This is a genomic window from Leptospira terpstrae serovar Hualin str. LT 11-33 = ATCC 700639 (genome assembly GCF_000332495.1).
Lineage (GTDB): Bacteria > Spirochaetota > Leptospiria > Leptospirales > Leptospiraceae > Leptospira_A > Leptospira_A terpstrae.
On sequence record NZ_AOGW02000006.1, the window covers coordinates 620966 to 637258 of the forward strand.

The window sequence follows — 16293 nt, forward strand, 5'->3', positions numbered from 1 at the left end:
TATCTCCCAAAGCAACCATGCGACTCAAATATTTTTTATTACTATTTTTATCCCTTTTCAGCTTCTGTAAGTCGAACCAAAAAATCTGCGAGGGGGAAAATTGCAGAAATGGAAAGTTCCAGATCTCTTATGAGAATGGAGATCGTTTTGATGGAGAATTTTCTGAAGATATCAAACATGGTGCAGGGATCTACCAATACTCGAATGGTGATATTTTTGAAGGAATTTACCAATTTGGTTATAAAGAAGGTCCAGGAATCTATCGTTATGGAAACGGAGACAAATTCATTGGCTCTTATTTCAAAGGCAAACGACAAGGTTTTGGAAAGTATATATATTCAGATGGTTTGATACTCGAAGGTTATTGGGAAAAAAACCATTTGCAAGGAAATGCAAAGATAATCAATGCTAAAGGGAGTTTGGTGTTAGAGGGAATTTGGAAAGACAGTCAGTGGACGGGTATCGCACCAACTCCATCATCAACCAATGCTATCGAAATTTCGAATCCCGAGTGATTCATAGATTTTTCGTGTCGCCTTAGACTTGTTAAGCGTATACATATGGATGCCAGCAATTTTATGATCAAGTAGATCTCTGACTTGTTCTGTTGCCCAGTGGATTCCAACATTTTCTGCATAGGCATCATCTTCTGCTCGAGAAAGAGACTTTAAAAGTTTCGCCGGGAAATTGGTTCCTAACGAAAGTTCGGCCATTCTTGCCATTCCCTTTCTTGAAGTAATTGGCATAATACCAGCAATGATAGGAACTTTGATTCCTGCAATTTCACATCTTTCTACAAAATCATAAAAATCATTATTGTTAAAGAAGAGTTGCGTACAAATGTAATCGGCACCTTGGTCAACCTTCCATTTTAGATTTTCAATTTCTTTTAAGCGGTTGGGTGTTGAAGGATGTCCTTCAGGAAAACCGGCAACTCCAATCCCCATTTGTGGAAATTCTTTTTTGATAAATCCAACTAATTCACCTGCAAATTCGAAACCGTTTTCCGTTTTTTGAAATTCAGTTTGTCCTTTGGGAGGATCACCACGTAGAGCCATGATATTATGGATTCCACTCTTTTCGTACCGTTTCAAGATCTCTCGGATTTCTTCCCTTGTGGAACCAACGCAAGTAAGATGACTAACAATTGTTAATCCTGTTTGCTCTTGAAGTTTTACAACCAGATCGTGTGTGAGATCTCTTGTAGATCCCCCAGCCCCAAAGGTGACACTTACATAAGCTGGGTTCATTTGTGACAATTCTTGGATGTTTCGGAACAAATCCTCAGAGGCTTCCGCATTTTTTGGAGGAAAAAATTCGAAACTGATGGTTGTTTGTTTTTTACCGAGTATCTGAGAAATGTGCATAAAACCTATCCTCTAAACAGGAATATTTTTCTCAAGCCCCTTGTTAGCCACAAGCCAACCTTTTGATGCTTTTGTTTTCACAGCCAACCAAAGTGCAAATTTTGGAAATAAGGCCGGTAGGATGACAATGGAAGCTCGTAGGTACGATGGAACTAAAACTTCACCTGGATTCTTTTTAATGGCGTAAATTATGGCATCCGCCACCTGCGAGGGCTCAATCACGGGAGTAAAAATAGACGGTTTGACTCCATGTATCATTCTGGTATTGACCATAGTTGGACAAATCCAGCTAACACCAATTTGAGTATCATAGAGTTCCATTTTAAGTGCTTGAGAAAAACCAACCATAGCATGTTTAGTTGCAGAATAGGTTACAGTTCCTTCCGTTCCAAATTTACCTGCAATACTAGCTAAATTGATGATAGTTGCTTCTTTTTGTTCTTTGAGTAAGGGAAGTGCTAGATACACCAATTTCATAGGTCCAGCGACATTAATTTGGATGGCTTTGTTCCAAACGGAAAAATTCTTTCCATCATAAGCACCACTCGGGGCGATTCCTGCATTGTTAATTATAATTTGGAATATTAGATTTTTCTTTTTGATTTGTTTGAATAGTGATTCAATGTCTGTCTCTTTAGAAAGGTCGCAAGCAAAGCCGTAAAACTTCCTTCCTAACGATTCTACTTTGGTTTGAATTTCTTTTAATAAGGGTAATTTAATATCAACACCTATGATATCGTTTCCTTCTTTAGCTAATCGTTCTGCTGTTAAAGCTCCGATTCCCATACCACAACCAGTGATTAATATTGTATTTCCCGATAGTTTCATACCTTAAACTTAATACATTTTTTACTTTCGTCAATCCGAATCGGATGAGAAATAGACGCATGGAATATAGATTGTTAAAATTAGAACTGGGTCATAGACTTTCTACTGTTGAGTCTACAAATGAATGGATTCGGGATGGAAAAATTCCTTTTGGGTCATGGGTGATTGCCGATGAACAAACTGCCGGAAAAGGTCGCGGACAAAATGTTTGGCAATCGTTAGGCGAAGATCCACTGATTTTTTCTGGAAAAATCAGATTATCGGCTGCCGAAATTTCTCTTCCGTTATTATCCATTTTCGTTTCTTCTGCAGTTTTAAAATCGATCTTTCATTTCTTTCCGGAGCGAGAAATTGATACAACCGTAAAGTGGCCTAATGATATCTATCGGAAAGATAAAAAAGTAGGAGGAATATTAGTTCAGTCTGAATTTACTAGCGGAGTTTTTGATGTGGTGATCGGAATTGGTCTAAATTTTTTTGGTAACTACATTCCAGATCCGTTAAAAGACAAGGCTGCTTTTTTATGTGATGTAGCATTGGAAGAAGGAGTTTTAGAACGGTTTGTGAACCAACTCGTTGTAGACTTAAACCAATCTGTGATTTCCCTATTAGACCAAGGGCAAGTCCTTAAAGATTTAGTTTGGATTGAGGACCATTCCTTATTAAAACACAAAGTGATAGAAACAGAATGGCAATCCAGAATGGTACGAGGACGTGTTTTGGGAATTGATGAATTAGGATTCCTTCTCATTATGACCGAAACCGGCGAAAAGATTGAGCTCATGGACACTTCACCAAAATTTCGGATTATATAAATGTCAGAATCACCATTATTATTAGTTATCGATGTGGGAAATACAAACACCGTATTTGGTGTGTTTCGTGAAGGGGAGGATACTCCTGACTTTCACAAACGAACAGTAACAAGAAGAGACAGAACCTCTGACGAACTTGGCCTTTTTTTGAAAGGATTTTTGACTCAAGAAAATGTAAAAGCCGATCGAGTAAAGACTGCCATCTATTCTAGTGTTGTTCCTTCTTTAAATCCAATCGTAGAGCGTATGTTAGAAGATTGGTTTAATGTAAATCCACTTCGTGTTCATTACCAAATGAAACTCAATTTTGGTATTAGTTACCCTCGTCCATTTGAAATAGGAGCCGATCGATTGGTGAATGCAGCTTACTGTGCAAAAACTTATCCTGGAAAAAAGGCAATACTTGTGGATTTGGGAACTGCAACTACATTCTGCGTGATCAATGAAAAACCTGAATATGTAGGTGGTGTGATTGCACCCGGTCTAAAAATTTCCATGGATGCTCTAACTCGTAATACAGCCCAACTACCGCCGATAGTATTTGGATCGCCAAAGCGCGTATTAGGTGAGTCAACTGTCGAATCCATCCAGGCAGGATTTTTCTTTGGTTGGATAGGTTTGCTCAAAGAAATTGTAAGGGCCATCAAAGAAGAACACCCAGGTGATTATGTGGTAGTTGGAACGGGTGGACTTGTCACGACCATCCATGCATCGCATAACCAGGTGTTTGATGAAATTGATCCCATGATGACTTTGAAGGGATTAAAAATTTTAGCGGATTTAAATTCCTAATATTTTTTTCCGATATGCCTCACCCATAAGTTCATAGCCTATCTGGTTGGGGTGTATGGGGTCGGATAGGGGATACAAAGGAACACCAGTAGGATTTAATTCAAATATTGATTCAATTTCCACATAATCGATATTTGGTTTATTCTCTTTCAGTAGTCGGATGGTTTGGTTATTGGCTTTTATAGTTTCTTTTATGGAAGCCATATTGGTCAAAGGGATTGTTGTGAGTAGCACCTTTGATACTTGTGAAGATTCTAAAAAAGAAATAAGTTCTCGCGTTCTAGATTCAAAACCAATCGTTCCATAAACCATTGCATCATTGGTACCAAGTTCCAAGATCCATAGATCAGTTGGAATTGCATTCAATCGATCTTTATTTTGTAACCAGTCTTCCGTTGTGAAACCTGCAATGGAAAGGTCAGTGACTTTAAATTCGGCTGGTAGTTTTGATTTGAGTCCAAATCCATCGGACCATTGTCCCAAAGAATCTCCTACAATTGTGATCTGACGGTTCACTGAAATTTCTCCTAATAACGATAGATATTGGTTATTTGTTTTGTCTGAATGGTAACACCCAGTTGTTAAAAAAAAACAAACCAATGGAACTAAGTAAGTTGAAAAGGGAAACAGGACGTTCATTTTTTTGTATAAACAATAGTTTTATAGTGTAACCAATGTTTGCCTGAAACAGGAATTTCCCATTCTTCTCTTTTCCAAGATGATTTTTTTAAATAATCTTGGATCACATGATTCATTAATTGGTCATCATAGAAAACAAAACTGTCTCGTGATTTGATAGTTTGGATGTAAGCTTCTGAAGGAATGTCTAACTCTCCTGGAATAAATTCCAAAATATTCAGATCGGGTCGTTTTTTTCGTAAATCGAAATAGGGATCGGGTAAGGCCTGCAAATACACTGACTTAGAATTTGCCAAACTCATTTCTAAATGTTGAAAATGCGATTCTAGAATTTTTTTAGAATCAATTTGAAACCAGTGGATGTGATTTGTATATAGTAGGGCAAAAAGAGATAACAATATTCCTGAATATGCTAATTTCGAACCTAATTGTGTATAATCGCATAACAAAGCCATTCCAAATGCTAAAGGGAAAAGGATATGGAAAACATACCATCCTTCAGAAGAAGTATATAAAGCGATTCCAATGGATAAAATCCAAATCCAAAACAAAATCCATTTTTGATCTAGTTTCCCAAACTGTTTGAAGAGTCGAAAGGAAATAAAAGCTAAAGAAACGAGCTCAGTTAGGATGATTAACAATCTTAATTTTGGAAATCCAAATCCAAAGGAAAATACTTTCACTTTGTCTATCAGTGTGAAGGACTCGAGTAAGTTCCTTTTACGAGTGAGTTGTGCTCCGAATTGGATTTCAAACCAATCCCAATGGGGATGGATGTAATACAACCAACCTAAAATGGGAAGGATTCCTCCGAGAAAAAACCAAGGAAGGGACTTTAATCCAAAATTTCTCCAGACCAAAAACAATGTGACAAGTCCAAAAGAAGCACCAATGGGATGAGATAAGAAAGAAAATGAGAGTGTAACACCTGCTAAAAAAACATACCATTGTTTGGATTTATCTTTGTTAGTAGCAAACTGTAAACTAATGATAAAGAAAAAAGCGGTGAGACCTTCCATCCTGGCAGCTGTTCCAAAACGAAACAAAAGCGGCTCCCATAAGATACTTGCCAATGCAATTTGGCAGGCAAATTCGGAAAAAGTTTTTCTTTTCAATAAACAGTAAAAACCAACTGCTGCTGCATAAACTATTACAACATTCGCAATGCGAACCGTTGTGAGTGTGTCAGGAAAAAAAGATAATGAAAGGCCGGAGAAAAGTAAATACAGAGGCGGCATCCAAAGCGTTTTGAATTCCATACCGGGGATGAGACCATTTAAAACTTCTGTTTGTAAATGGCCTTTTGTTGCAAAAGACAAAGCAGGTGAGAAAAATAAAACTTCATCTGGCCAGACAACAGGGAAAACTTCCAAATTGATCCAAACCTGGAAGAAAAACAGTGCTGAGAGAATGAAAAACGAGGCGTAAGCCACGTGATTTTTATTTGGAGAGGGAATTAACGGCTTCTTGTTCCGTCTCAAAGACTTCAAACAAGTCCAAAAGTTCCACAACATCGAACACCTTTTTGACTGGAGGTGTGATACAGCAAAGTTTCAACTTTCTACCTTGTTTGTCCAATTCCCGAACCATTCCAACAAAGATGCGGATTCCAGAGGAAGAGATGTAAGAGATAAGCTCAAGGTTGATGATAATGTCGCCCTCGCCGTTTTGCACGTCGTCGGCCAATTTGGCCTCCACTTCATCCGAATGGGTAATGTCCAAACGACCGTTAAGGTGAACGAGTGTGTGCTTTCCGATTTTTTTGGTCTTAATTTCCAAAGCGAGCCTACTTGGAGACTAGAATCTCTGAAAACACCAAAGGTTCAAGAAATTTTTAGGCTGCTTGGTTTTTGTTTCGATTAAAAAGTCGCGGATCTGTTCGTTCTTCGACCGGAATGTGCAATAATATTCTTTGCTTGGTAGAACGAGTGGATCTATGTCCCAAAAACTCTTGGATTTCCCAAACAGGAAAACCTTTTTTGAAAAGATCCAATGCAATCACATCACGTAGAAATGGGATATGGATTTCTTTTGAGATTAGGTTACTCGCGTTCTTAAGAATTTTTTGAATGGTTCTTGTCCTTAATTTTCCATAACGACCTGGAAATAGATAATCAGTGGGTGCGAACTCAGACGAATAACGATAGAGTTCTAAAGCTAAGTTAGGTTCAATGAAGATCTTTCTTCTACGCAAACGACCACCGTTCTTTAATTTGAAAAGGCTTCTTTCGGGATTGAAGTCCGAGATTTTGAGATGGATAATTTCTGGCAGCGACAGGCCAGTACATACCAAAAACTTAATAATTAAGTAGTGTAAGTAGTTCCTATCGCGGAGTCGGAACAATAGAGTTCGAACTTCGGATTGGTCTATCAAACGATTGTCAAGTGTCATGACATCGACTGTCAAAACTTGTGGGAGTAGGGCCGGTAATTTCAAATCATTATTTAGCATAAATTTTTCTCGCAGGAATGTAACAGTTATAACAATCCATGCAATCAAATTGTCACCAAACCTCGGTTTTGGATCAAATTCCTAGAGAAATATATTTACTTGTTCATGTTTTTGCACCTTCCTATTTTCTGCTTGATTCATATTCTAAAAACGATCCTATCTTTGGGAGAAACGATAAAGGACAGACACTCAATGGACTCTTTGGAACTGAAAACGAATGACCCGGAACTACAACTCACGAAGGAAGATTTACAAAAAGTTGAGGAACTAACCGGACAAATTAAACTCAACAACCCGAATGATGTTGTCTCTTATGGTGCCTCTGCACAAGCCAAGGTATCCGAATTTGCTGATAAAGTTCTTTCTGAGATCAAAACAAAAGATTCGGGATATGCTGGTGAACTCTTAAATAACCTTCTTTTCAAAATCAAAGATTTGAATCTGGATAGTTTTGCAGGTGAAGGGAGCGGTTTATCAAAAATTCCGCTGATCGGAGGTCTTTTTGACGCTTCGCGAAAATTCTTAGCCAAATTTGAAGACTTACAATCTCAAATTGAAAAGATCGTGGAAGAATTGCATACAGCACGGACCAATCTCACAAAAGACATAACATTATTACAGGCGTTATATGAGAAAAACTTGGAATATTTTAAGGAAATCCAAGTGTACATCGCTGCAGGTGATAAAAAAGTTCAAGATTTAAGAGACAAAATCCTACCAGAAATGTTGGCAAAAGCGAAGGCCCAAGGGGATACTTTGGCTTCTCAACAATACCAGGATATGGTACAAATGGTGGATCGATTTGAGAAAAAAATTCATGATCTCAAACTCACTCGAATTTTATCCTTACAGACAGGACCACAAATCCGTCTGATCCAAAATGGAAACCAAGTCCTCGTAGAAAAAATTCAAAGTTCCATTCTAAACACAATTCCACTTTGGAAAAATCAAATCGTCATCGCATTGGGTTTGTTACGCCAAAGAAAGGCATTGGAAGCTCAAAAACAAGTTTCTAAAACCACCAATGATCTAATCCAAAAAAATGCGGAAATGTTAAAAACAGGTACAGTGGAAATTGCAAGGGAATCCGAAAAAGGAATCATTGAAATTGAAACTTTAAAAACAGTAAACCAACAGTTGATAGAAACTATCACGGAAACTTTAAAAATCCAAGAAGATGGTCGTCAAAAACGAAAATCCGCAGAACAAGAAATGATAAAAATCGAATCAGAAATCAAACAAAAACTATTGGAATCAAAATAGAATGACCGAAGCGCAATTAGAACAAACGGAACAAAATCCAGATGAAAAGAAATGGGCAAGACGTGCCCATCTCTCTACAATCCTAACTTATCCAATGGCTTTATTGCCTTTTCCTTTTTTTATCTCTTCACTGGGAGCTATGGTTTATCCATTTGTTATGTGGCTCTCAAGAAATAAATCTTCTTATTCCGCCAAACAGTCGCTAGAGGCAATATACCTTCAGGCATTGTTGTCACTTGGTTTTTTTGGCTTTGGAACTAAATTTGGCGATGATCGAGTTTTACTTGTATTCTCTTACGTGTTAATGGCATTTCTTCATGTTATTTTTTTAGGAATTGCGATCTACAGAACCACCATAGGAAAAGCCCATCACTATCCGTTCAGTTTTTTCCCTCTTCTTTTTTCATCCAACCAAACCAAAGAGAATTGGAATGAATTAAAGAAAAAATTTGAAGATAAAGTCGAATTTACCGAATACAAATCTCAAATGGAACGTTTGGATGGATTTCGAGTTTTGACAGAAAAAGAATCCAAAACACTTCTGGATTCTACACTTCAAGGATTGAGTACTGAATACTTACATTCCCTATCTGATTTGCGTGTTCGCCTTGCAGAAGATCCGTTGTCTTACCGAAAGGCAAAACAATTTCTGAATTACTTTCCTGAAACTGTATCAAAGATACTTAGTCAGTACAATAAACTAAATACTGATGTTGGATCAGCGGAAGCAGAAAAAAGAAAAACAGAATTGAATTCATTACTCAGTGAAGTAATCAAAACAACGGAACAAGTAAGAAATAAACTGAAAGCAGATGAAACCCTGAATTTAGATGTTGAGATCACCGCTATGAAGAAAAACATCGAATTTGGTGGGTATTGATGCAATCTGAGTTACTTGATAGATCTTATCATTTTTTAAATTTCCTTCCGAATGTGGCGGACTTCCTTGTTCAAAAACACAAAGAATCGGGACTGAAGGTAGATGAAAAAGGTTTGTACAATCTGGTGACAGAAGCTGACTTAAAAGCAGAGTCCATGATTTTGGATGAAATCCAAAAAAACTATCCAAAGGATGGAATCCTTTCAGAAGAACGTGGAAAGATTGAAGGTAAGTCAGGTTACACTTGGGTAGTGGATCCTTTGGATGGAACTACAAATTATACGCACGGACTACCCTTATACGGTATTTCTGTAGGTGTGGTGGAAACAGAAACTATGACTCCTCTCATCGGAATGGTTTTTTTTCCAGAGTTAAATACCTACTATCATGCGATCAAAGGGCAAGGGGCTTTTCGCGAAAAAACACCCATACAAGTTTCCAAAACAAGTTCTCTTAAGGATTCTCTTTTTGTAACAGGATTTCCCTATGATCGAAATCTTTCATTAGATACTTTGATGCAGTATTATAAATCCATTTTGCAGAAGTCCCGTGGTATCCGTAGAACCGGAGCCGCTACACTCGATTTATGTTGGTTAGCTGAAGGGAAGTTTGAAGGATATTACGAACTTGGATTAAAACCTTGGGATATGGCTGCTGCTGGTTTGATTGTTCTTGAAGCTAAAGGCAAAATTACATCTATGGATGGTAACGATTTTTCTATTTTGATTCCTAGTTTATTGGCGACCAATGGCCTTGTTCATGATTATTTGTTAGCTGAATTTGAAGGTCAAATCAATCGAGTAGCATACTAACCATTTGGTTTAGTTTTTTACGAATCACTTCTTTACTAAAGTTAGCCAATACATATTCACGTCCATTCTGCCCAAGCCTTGTGGCAATTTCTCGATTTTCTAATAGAAAATCCAAGGTTTTTTGGAAGGAAAGAGAATCCGAATAATATAGTCCACCTTGGCTTCGTAAACAATGTCCTTTCATCACAGTGGATTTTGCGTTTACGAGCACCGCTTTTTTTTGAATCCAAGCTTCCATTATCGAAATAGAAAAACTCTCAAACGCCGATGGATTGAGTAGTAGAAATGATTTTTGGATTTCAGATATTTTTTCTTCTTCACTGACAAAACCAGTAAATGTAATCAAAGGTTCCTTCGGAGTTTCCATGGAGGAGATGGAGCCCAAACATTTGACAGTAATGTCTGTTCGATTTGAAAATACCTTCCAATTCTGAAAGTATTCAAAAAGTTCAGGATATCCTTTTGCGGGTTCAATTCGGCCAATGGTGATCAATTGATTTGAATTCAAATCTGATGAATTTGCTTCGGTGATTGTATCATTGATATAAGTTCCAATCAAAAAATAAGAATTAGTTTTTTGATTTGTATAAGCCTCATATACAGAGATTTCCTCAGTTGCATTGAAGCTATAAACATAATGGCTGGAATAAGTTTTTCTGTATAAAGGTAGACGAAACGGCGGTTCGTCATGGAATGTTGGTACAATGACAAAGGGAATTTTCAAATTTGGAATACTGGTGACGACTGGATAATATAGATATCCAATAAGAATCGCAATATCATAATTATGTTGTTCTTTGGTGACGTAATTTACCAAGTCAGGACAAAACGGTCCTTGTTCTTTTAAAAATTCGAACTGTTCTTTATCGGAAACTGAATCTCCTTTTTCTAAACATTGGTTTAGAATGCGATTCATCCTTACAATATTTCGTGTTTGCGATACTGAAAAACGGAGGATCCGAATGGAATTCTCCTTTGTTTCTCCTTTGGAAAATTCATTTTTCCAACTTACATAATCTTTGGCACAAGAAGTACAGACTGTAACATCATTGGATTCCGATAGGATTGACGCGTAATCATAAGCTAATTTTTCAGCACCACCAGAAGCATGTTCTAAAAAACGTGCTGTGATCATTAAAATTTTTGCCATAACTAATCTCTCATTACTTCGAGTAGAGGAAGGATACTAGTGGATTGCAAATATTCATCTAACCTAATATTCTGAGAACCAATGACTGAATTTCGTAGATCAGTTTTTTTGAAAATGGAATCTACGAGTGGAACAAGGGAATCAAAATCTTTCGATTCAAAAAGTATTCCTGATTGATTTAAAGTTTCAGGAATTGCTCCTGCAGCAAATGCAACCACTGGCAGATGGAAATACATCGCTTCCATTAAGGGAACACAAAATCCCTCATGTTCACTCATCGATAAAAACATATTACTTTCAGAGTAAATCTTTTTTAACATAGTCTCATCAACATAAGAAATAATCTTAACTTCTTTTGTAAGATCTAAGTGATGAATCATAAAATTGAGTTCATCCAAGTAAGATTGTTGGTTTGGATTACAGAAACCAAGCATTCGCAAAGAAAATTGATTTCCCATTTTGGATTTCCATGTCCTCGCAAAACGGATTAAATCATCTTGACGTTTGTTAGGAGCAATACGGCCTACAAACAAAAAAGAAGGATTTTCAAATGATTTCAATTTGAGATCTCTTGGAACATCTTTCCATTTTAGAAAATTTAGATGTAGAGGAAGTAACCTTGCATGTTCAAATCCAATTTCTCGTAACTCGCTTAGGTTAAAATGAGAAACAGCAAATGAATGATGAAATGTATCACGAATGATTTCCAAATCTTCTCTGCCTTTCCGAAGTAAATAAGAAAATTTCAGGTCATAATTGGTAAAAAAATCTTCAGGTGTAACATTGTGATAAATAAGAATTTTACGATTTGGAAATTTTAAAATAAAATCTAATACTTCACTATGAATCGAATGGTGATATACGAGGACATCATTAGGTTTGATTTTTGCTTTCGCAAGTTTTTCTGCGTATTTCCGATCATAAGAAAATACATTTTCTGCAAATATTTTCCCATTATATCCTTCCTTTGACAACAAACGTTTTATCTCCAACATCTCTTGGGAGATTGCGTCACCTAACTGGAATCCTGCGGAAAATTGATGTATGTTCATTGGATACCAGATTCGAGAATACCAGAAATTACTTCTTGAAAAGGAAATTGGTTATAAGATTCCAATACTCTGTATTGGTCATGAATCAGGGAAGTTCGTTTTTCTATTTGGAACAAATTCTCTCGGATTTGGTGTACAATAGATAAATAATCTTTTGATTGGAAAATTACTCCTGCTCCCTTCATGGTTCCTGGAACTGCACCTGCCGAATAAGCAAAGACGGGAATTCCAGAACCAAATGCTTCTAGAATCGGCAAACAAAAACCTTCATGTTCGCTCATGGAAACAAAGGCACCAGACTCTTTCAAAAATGAAATTACTTCTAAATCAGTTTTGCCTGTTAAAAAATGGACCTTTCCTTCCAATCCAAATCTCTCTACTGTTTTTGTCAGTCTATCAAAATAACCATCGAACGCACCAATGACAGAACCAATACACAAACATTTAGCGTCTGGAAATTCCTTGATCCAAAAAGAGAAAAGTTCAATGAAATCTTCCCATTTTTTCTGCGGCGAATAACGACCCACAAAAACCAAGGATTGATTTCGAGTTGGAGATTCAATTTCAGAATTGGTTTCATAAGATTTGCAAATAGGAATGACATAAGGATTTTTAAATTGGTATTCAGAAATTGTTTGGAAGTTGTATTCTGAATCGCACCAAATAGAATCACAAAATATGGATAAACTAGCTATTTCTAAATAAGATAAAGATTCAAATTTTTCCATTGCTGAATATATATCCGGAGTGGTAGTATTTTTGTAAAATTGAGCGGGTGTTATGTTGTGAAATCTTAGAATTTTACGACCAGGTAAATTTTGAAAAATAGAATAAGGATATCCTGCCCCACCATAGTGCAAAATGTGAATGTCATTCGAAGTAGTAGGGTGCTGAAAAGAACTTACAAGATGAAACTTACTATTTAATGGTTTTCCTTTTCTTGGCAATCGAGTCACAAAATGTGATTGGTAACCAAGGGATGTAAAAACATTTGCAAGTCCAATTGCATCATTTCCAACACCATCAGAATCTTTTAGTTCATCTAAATGTTGGAAAACATTCATGTATCGAGTTTTGTATATCTGTATACTTTCGTATCTTCCGTAGCAGAAAGATCTCGAACTTGTTTAAAACCAAGAGTTTCTAAATAGCTGGGAAGTTGGTCCAAATTAATTTCAGAAACTTGCAGATCGCGGAATGGGCGGTTAGAAAAATTGGGTTTGATGGATACTGAAAAGTATAAATTTTTCCCATTGGAAAGTGAATTTGAAATTTCAGCAAATATCCTCTCAATCCAAAAAGAAGGAAAACGGTTGAGAGGCAAATAAACTAAAACATCCGTTGGATTCTTTAGAATTTGTTTTAATGGGAATATTTTTTTTTCAAATTGAACTGTTGATGTGATTTTACGCTGAATGAATTGAAATTCACTTTCATGTGATGTAACACAACGAAATGGAATTTTCATGATAGAAAGTTGTTTTAAAATGTCTCCCCATTCTGGGAACAATACGGTGATTTCGTTGGTTTTAGAAAAATCCTCTAATGCAAGTTTCCAAGTTGGATTTGATCCTGCATCGGTAAAATATGAATTCGTCGCCCAACCAAAGTTAGGCAATTCATGAGAAGACTCTTGCAACAAATGGTCACGATAAAATCCATCAAACCGACTTTCGATTTGTTCTATTCGTTTTCCCAAACGAACCAACTCGTGCAAAACAGAAAAAAAAGCACGAATTCGATTCTCGGAAAGTTTTTTATCGATTAGTCCATAAACAGAGATTAGGCGATTGACGAGGTATTTAATTGGTCCCCGGATAAACCAGAATTTTGGATTTGAAAATTTAGGGCTGGAAATGCCTTTTTCAAAGAGATGTGCAGTGCCCGCAGGATCAAATTTTCGAAAACCTTGTGGGGATTCGGGTTTGTAACTGATTTTTGTGAGCTCGCGCCAATTGGGCGTTTGTCCTGGATCGAGTGGAATCTTTGATTCGATTCCCTGGATCAATTCTGATACATTTAACTGTGGGTCTCTGACTTCGACAAAGGGGGAGGGATTGAATTTCTTTTTGTCTTCCACAGTTTTCTTTCTTTTGTTGAGAGGATTTGAAAAATTGGAAGAATGGCAACTAAATCTTAGGGCCGAATCGGAAATTTCCCTTTTCTATGAAAAAAAAACAAACTTTAGTCACCGGAGCCAGCGGATTTGTCGGAAGTTATCTACTTCCTGCTCTTGAATCGGTTGGCGAGTATCAAATCCATTGTTTTCAAGGTGACATTCGCGACCGAAAGGCCGTAGTGAAAAATCTAGAAGAAGTCCAACCGGATATTCTCATCCATTTGGCAGCCCAAGCATTTGTTCCTATTGCGATCGAAAATCCATGGGAAACGGAAGAAATCAATGTCGGCGGTACTTTGAATCTGATAGAATTCTTACACAGAATTCAAAAGCCATGCAAAATGTTGTATGTCTCTTCCGCTGATGTCTACGGGAAACAAAACTTATCTCTCCTTCCATTAAAAGAGACTCTTTTGCCAAACCCAGTGAATCCCTACGCGGGCAGTAAATTAGCAGCAGAATCTTATTGTCGTCAATATGCGGAATATAGTCCTTTTGTTTCCGTTGTCATTGCTCGTCCTTTCAACCACATCGGGATAGGCCAAAGGAAAGAATTTGTGATTCCCAACTTCTGTACCCAAATTATCGAAGCCAAGTATTCTGGAAAATCTTCGATTGCCGTTGGAGACTTAGCGCCGACACGAGATTTTTCTCATGTAGAAGATATTATCAGTGGTTATCTAACCTTAATTGAAAAGGGTGAGTCTGGTGAAATTTATAATATCTGTTCAGGTGAAGAACGAAGTATCCGCTTTATGGTGGAAGAATTAGTAAAAATTTCAGGTCATGATATCAAATTCGAAGTGGATGCCGGACGAGTGAGGGCGTCCGAAACATCCAAAGTTTATGGCGATAATTCTAAATTAAAAACGCTTGGTTGGAAAAACAAACATAGTTTAAGCGAAACTTTACAACAGATTTACAATCATTTAGAATCAGAATTTTTAAAATCCAAACAAACAGATTGAACATCTTTCCACGTTTTGTCTGATACCACTTTTTTGATGGTTCCTTTTTTTCCGGATTCAATTAAAGATGCCAGAGTTTTCATTCTTTCTTCTGTGGCAGGATGAGTACTTAAAAAATCAGTGAGTGATTTTGTGACTACCTCATCATCTTTTGCGTTGGCATCCGGTGGATTGTCTTCAGATTCCATACTTTCTTTTTCAAGTTCTTGCATCCGTTTAAAGAATGTAAGAAGACCCGAAGGAGAAAGATTTTGATTTCGTAAATATTCAATGGATGTAACATCAGCCTCTGTTTCAAAGTCTCGAGAAAACTTGAGAACAAGGATTGTGGAACCAATTTCTGTAAACGTTTCCAGAAATTCCATGTTTCCCAAACCAGGACCGACCACCAAACTAATCGCAAGTGAAGTACCACCTGCCTTTACTAAATTTCTCATATGGTGTCTCTTTTCAATATGGGCCACTTCATGTGCCAATACTCCGATAACTTCTTCTTGCGATTTTGCATCGTTTAACAATCCAGAAAAAAAATAGATTTTTCCATTGGATAGGGCAAATGCATTGGGAATAGTAGAGCCAATCACTGAAACTTTGAATTGATGAGGGCTACCTTTTGGTACAATTTTTTTTAGAGCTTCAGAAAAGAATCTATCTGTCGCTTTTGTATTACATTCTTGAAATTGGGCATCCATTTTCATTTGAACCGATTCCCCAAGTGATTTGTCCATTGAAACTGGGATTAAATTAGTAACAAGTTCCAGACCTTTGAAATAGAAAAAACCAATAATAGCAACAATGACAATTGATAAACCACCGAGCACAATGGGGTTCATTTCTCTAATAGAATAAAAAAACGCATGCGCATGACTTTGATTTTTCTTCGACTGAATCCAAAGAGATTCGAATTGTTTTGCATCAGACTTTGAGCATATAATTTCTAATACAGGGCTTTCTTTTGATTCATCTGGTCGTAATACCAACTTACAACCTTTATGCGTCAAAGTGAATTCTGCAAATTGGGAAACATTCAATTTGTGGGCAGTTTCCGCGGAAGAAAAGTCGATGGTTTGGCCATGAACCAGAACAGTCCCTTCTTCAGGGACTGCTGATACTCCGTCAAAATATCGGGATGTAAATGTTTGATTTTGAAACAATG

18 protein-coding genes are annotated in these 16293 nt (G+C 37.0%); 7 read left to right on the plus strand and 11 right to left on the minus strand.

Annotation, left to right across the window (positions count from 1 at the left end; genetic code table 11):
• The first annotated feature begins 17 nt into the window (after positions 1-17).
• Positions 18-515 (plus strand): MORN repeat-containing protein, encoded by a 498-nt coding sequence (locus tag LEP1GSC203_RS04950; RefSeq protein WP_002972720.1) that lies wholly within the window; start codon positions 18-20, stop codon positions 513-515.
• On the opposite strand, the gene metF is transcribed toward LEP1GSC203_RS04950, so the two are convergent.
• Together metF and LEP1GSC203_RS04960 are read right to left on the minus strand one after the other, a co-directional pair.
• Positions 480-1367: a methylenetetrahydrofolate reductase [NAD(P)H] gene (gene metF / locus LEP1GSC203_RS04955; protein WP_002972651.1), complete on the minus strand. Its 888-nt coding sequence runs from the start codon at positions 1365-1367 to the stop codon at positions 480-482. The two genes, LEP1GSC203_RS04950 and metF, sit on opposite strands and share 36 nt — an antisense overlap.
• Before the next feature lie 12 nt (positions 1368-1379).
• Positions 1380-2195, minus strand: a complete 816-nt coding sequence (locus tag LEP1GSC203_RS04960) for an SDR family NAD(P)-dependent oxidoreductase (protein ID WP_002972804.1) — start codon at positions 2193-2195, stop codon at positions 1380-1382.
• Between the two features lie 59 nt (positions 2196-2254).
• Between LEP1GSC203_RS04960 and LEP1GSC203_RS04965 the strand changes: the two genes are divergently transcribed.
• Positions 2255-3010 carry a biotin--[acetyl-CoA-carboxylase] ligase gene (locus LEP1GSC203_RS04965; protein ID WP_039937159.1) on the plus strand — a complete coding sequence of 252 codons (756 nt, stop codon included), beginning with the start codon at positions 2255-2257 and terminating at the stop codon, positions 3008-3010.
• Positions 3011-3802 carry a type III pantothenate kinase gene (locus LEP1GSC203_RS04970; protein WP_002972444.1) on the plus strand — a complete coding sequence of 264 codons (792 nt, stop codon included), beginning with the start codon at positions 3011-3013 and terminating at the stop codon, positions 3800-3802.
• Here the strand turns inward: LEP1GSC203_RS04970 and LEP1GSC203_RS04975 are convergent.
• From LEP1GSC203_RS04975 to LEP1GSC203_RS04990, 4 genes are all read right to left on the minus strand, one after another.
• The gene (locus tag LEP1GSC203_RS04975) at positions 3791-4318 is read right to left on the minus strand and encodes an SGNH/GDSL hydrolase family protein (protein WP_002972212.1); all 528 of its coding nucleotides are present in this window, start codon (positions 4316-4318) and stop codon (positions 3791-3793) included. The two genes, LEP1GSC203_RS04970 and LEP1GSC203_RS04975, sit on opposite strands and share 12 nt — an antisense overlap.
• Positions 4319-4437: 119 nt before the next feature.
• Positions 4438-5874: an ArnT family glycosyltransferase gene (locus LEP1GSC203_RS04980; protein ID WP_039937161.1), complete on the minus strand. Its 1437-nt coding sequence runs from the start codon at positions 5872-5874 to the stop codon at positions 4438-4440.
• 7 nt (positions 5875-5881) lie between these two features.
• On the minus strand, positions 5882-6220 hold the full coding sequence (locus LEP1GSC203_RS04985) for an STAS domain-containing protein (protein ID WP_002975971.1): 339 nt from the start codon (positions 6218-6220) through the stop codon (positions 5882-5884).
• A 55-nt stretch (positions 6221-6275) separates the two neighbouring features.
• Positions 6276-6893 carry a tyrosine-type recombinase/integrase gene (locus LEP1GSC203_RS04990; protein WP_002972214.1) on the minus strand — a complete coding sequence of 206 codons (618 nt, stop codon included), beginning with the start codon at positions 6891-6893 and terminating at the stop codon, positions 6276-6278.
• Positions 6894-7085: 192 nt separating this feature from the next.
• Between LEP1GSC203_RS04990 and LEP1GSC203_RS05000 the strand changes: the two genes are divergently transcribed.
• Genes LEP1GSC203_RS05000 through LEP1GSC203_RS05010 form a run of 3 tightly spaced genes read left to right on the plus strand, consistent with a single transcriptional unit; the run spans position 7086 to position 9848 of the window.
• Positions 7086-8156 (plus strand): toxic anion resistance protein, encoded by a 1071-nt coding sequence (locus LEP1GSC203_RS05000; protein ID WP_002972436.1) that lies wholly within the window; start codon positions 7086-7088, stop codon positions 8154-8156.
• Position 8157: 1 nt separating this feature from the next.
• Positions 8158-9036: a DUF4870 domain-containing protein gene (locus tag LEP1GSC203_RS05005; protein ID WP_002972842.1), complete on the plus strand. Its 879-nt coding sequence runs from the start codon at positions 8158-8160 to the stop codon at positions 9034-9036.
• Positions 9036-9848 carry an inositol monophosphatase family protein gene (locus LEP1GSC203_RS05010; RefSeq protein ID WP_002972841.1) on the plus strand — a complete coding sequence of 271 codons (813 nt, stop codon included), beginning with the start codon at positions 9036-9038 and terminating at the stop codon, positions 9846-9848. The genes LEP1GSC203_RS05005 and LEP1GSC203_RS05010 overlap by 1 nt, the downstream gene beginning before the upstream one ends.
• Here the strand turns inward: LEP1GSC203_RS05010 and LEP1GSC203_RS05015 are convergent.
• Genes LEP1GSC203_RS05015 through LEP1GSC203_RS05030 form a run of 4 tightly spaced genes read right to left on the minus strand, consistent with a single transcriptional unit; the run spans position 9829 to position 14130 of the window.
• Positions 9829-10998: a glycosyltransferase family 4 protein gene (locus tag LEP1GSC203_RS05015; RefSeq protein WP_002972688.1), complete on the minus strand. Its 1170-nt coding sequence runs from the start codon at positions 10996-10998 to the stop codon at positions 9829-9831. The two genes, LEP1GSC203_RS05010 and LEP1GSC203_RS05015, sit on opposite strands and share 20 nt — an antisense overlap.
• A gap of 2 nt (positions 10999-11000) precedes the next feature.
• The gene (locus LEP1GSC203_RS05020; RefSeq protein WP_002972492.1) at positions 11001-12050 is read right to left on the minus strand and encodes a glycosyltransferase family 4 protein; all 1050 of its coding nucleotides are present in this window, start codon (positions 12048-12050) and stop codon (positions 11001-11003) included.
• The gene (locus LEP1GSC203_RS05025; protein WP_002972659.1) at positions 12047-13114 is read right to left on the minus strand and encodes a glycosyltransferase family 4 protein; all 1068 of its coding nucleotides are present in this window, start codon (positions 13112-13114) and stop codon (positions 12047-12049) included. Before LEP1GSC203_RS05025 ends, LEP1GSC203_RS05020 begins: the two co-directional genes overlap by 4 nt.
• Positions 13111-14130 carry an LIC_10202 family protein gene (locus tag LEP1GSC203_RS05030; protein WP_002972278.1) on the minus strand — a complete coding sequence of 340 codons (1020 nt, stop codon included), beginning with the start codon at positions 14128-14130 and terminating at the stop codon, positions 13111-13113. The genes LEP1GSC203_RS05025 and LEP1GSC203_RS05030 overlap by 4 nt, the downstream gene beginning before the upstream one ends.
• Before the next feature lie 86 nt (positions 14131-14216).
• On the opposite strand from LEP1GSC203_RS05030, the gene LEP1GSC203_RS05035 reads away from it, so the two are divergent.
• Complete coding sequence (locus tag LEP1GSC203_RS05035) at positions 14217-15137, plus strand: GDP-mannose 4,6-dehydratase (RefSeq protein WP_002972522.1); 921 nt, start codon at positions 14217-14219, stop codon at positions 15135-15137.
• On the opposite strand, the gene LEP1GSC203_RS05040 is transcribed toward LEP1GSC203_RS05035, so the two are convergent.
• A complete protein-coding gene (locus tag LEP1GSC203_RS05040; RefSeq protein WP_002972915.1) occupies positions 15095-16291 on the minus strand; it encodes a M48 family metallopeptidase in 1197 nt (398 codons plus the stop codon). The two genes, LEP1GSC203_RS05035 and LEP1GSC203_RS05040, sit on opposite strands and share 43 nt — an antisense overlap.
• Positions 16292-16293: the final 2 nt, after the last annotated feature.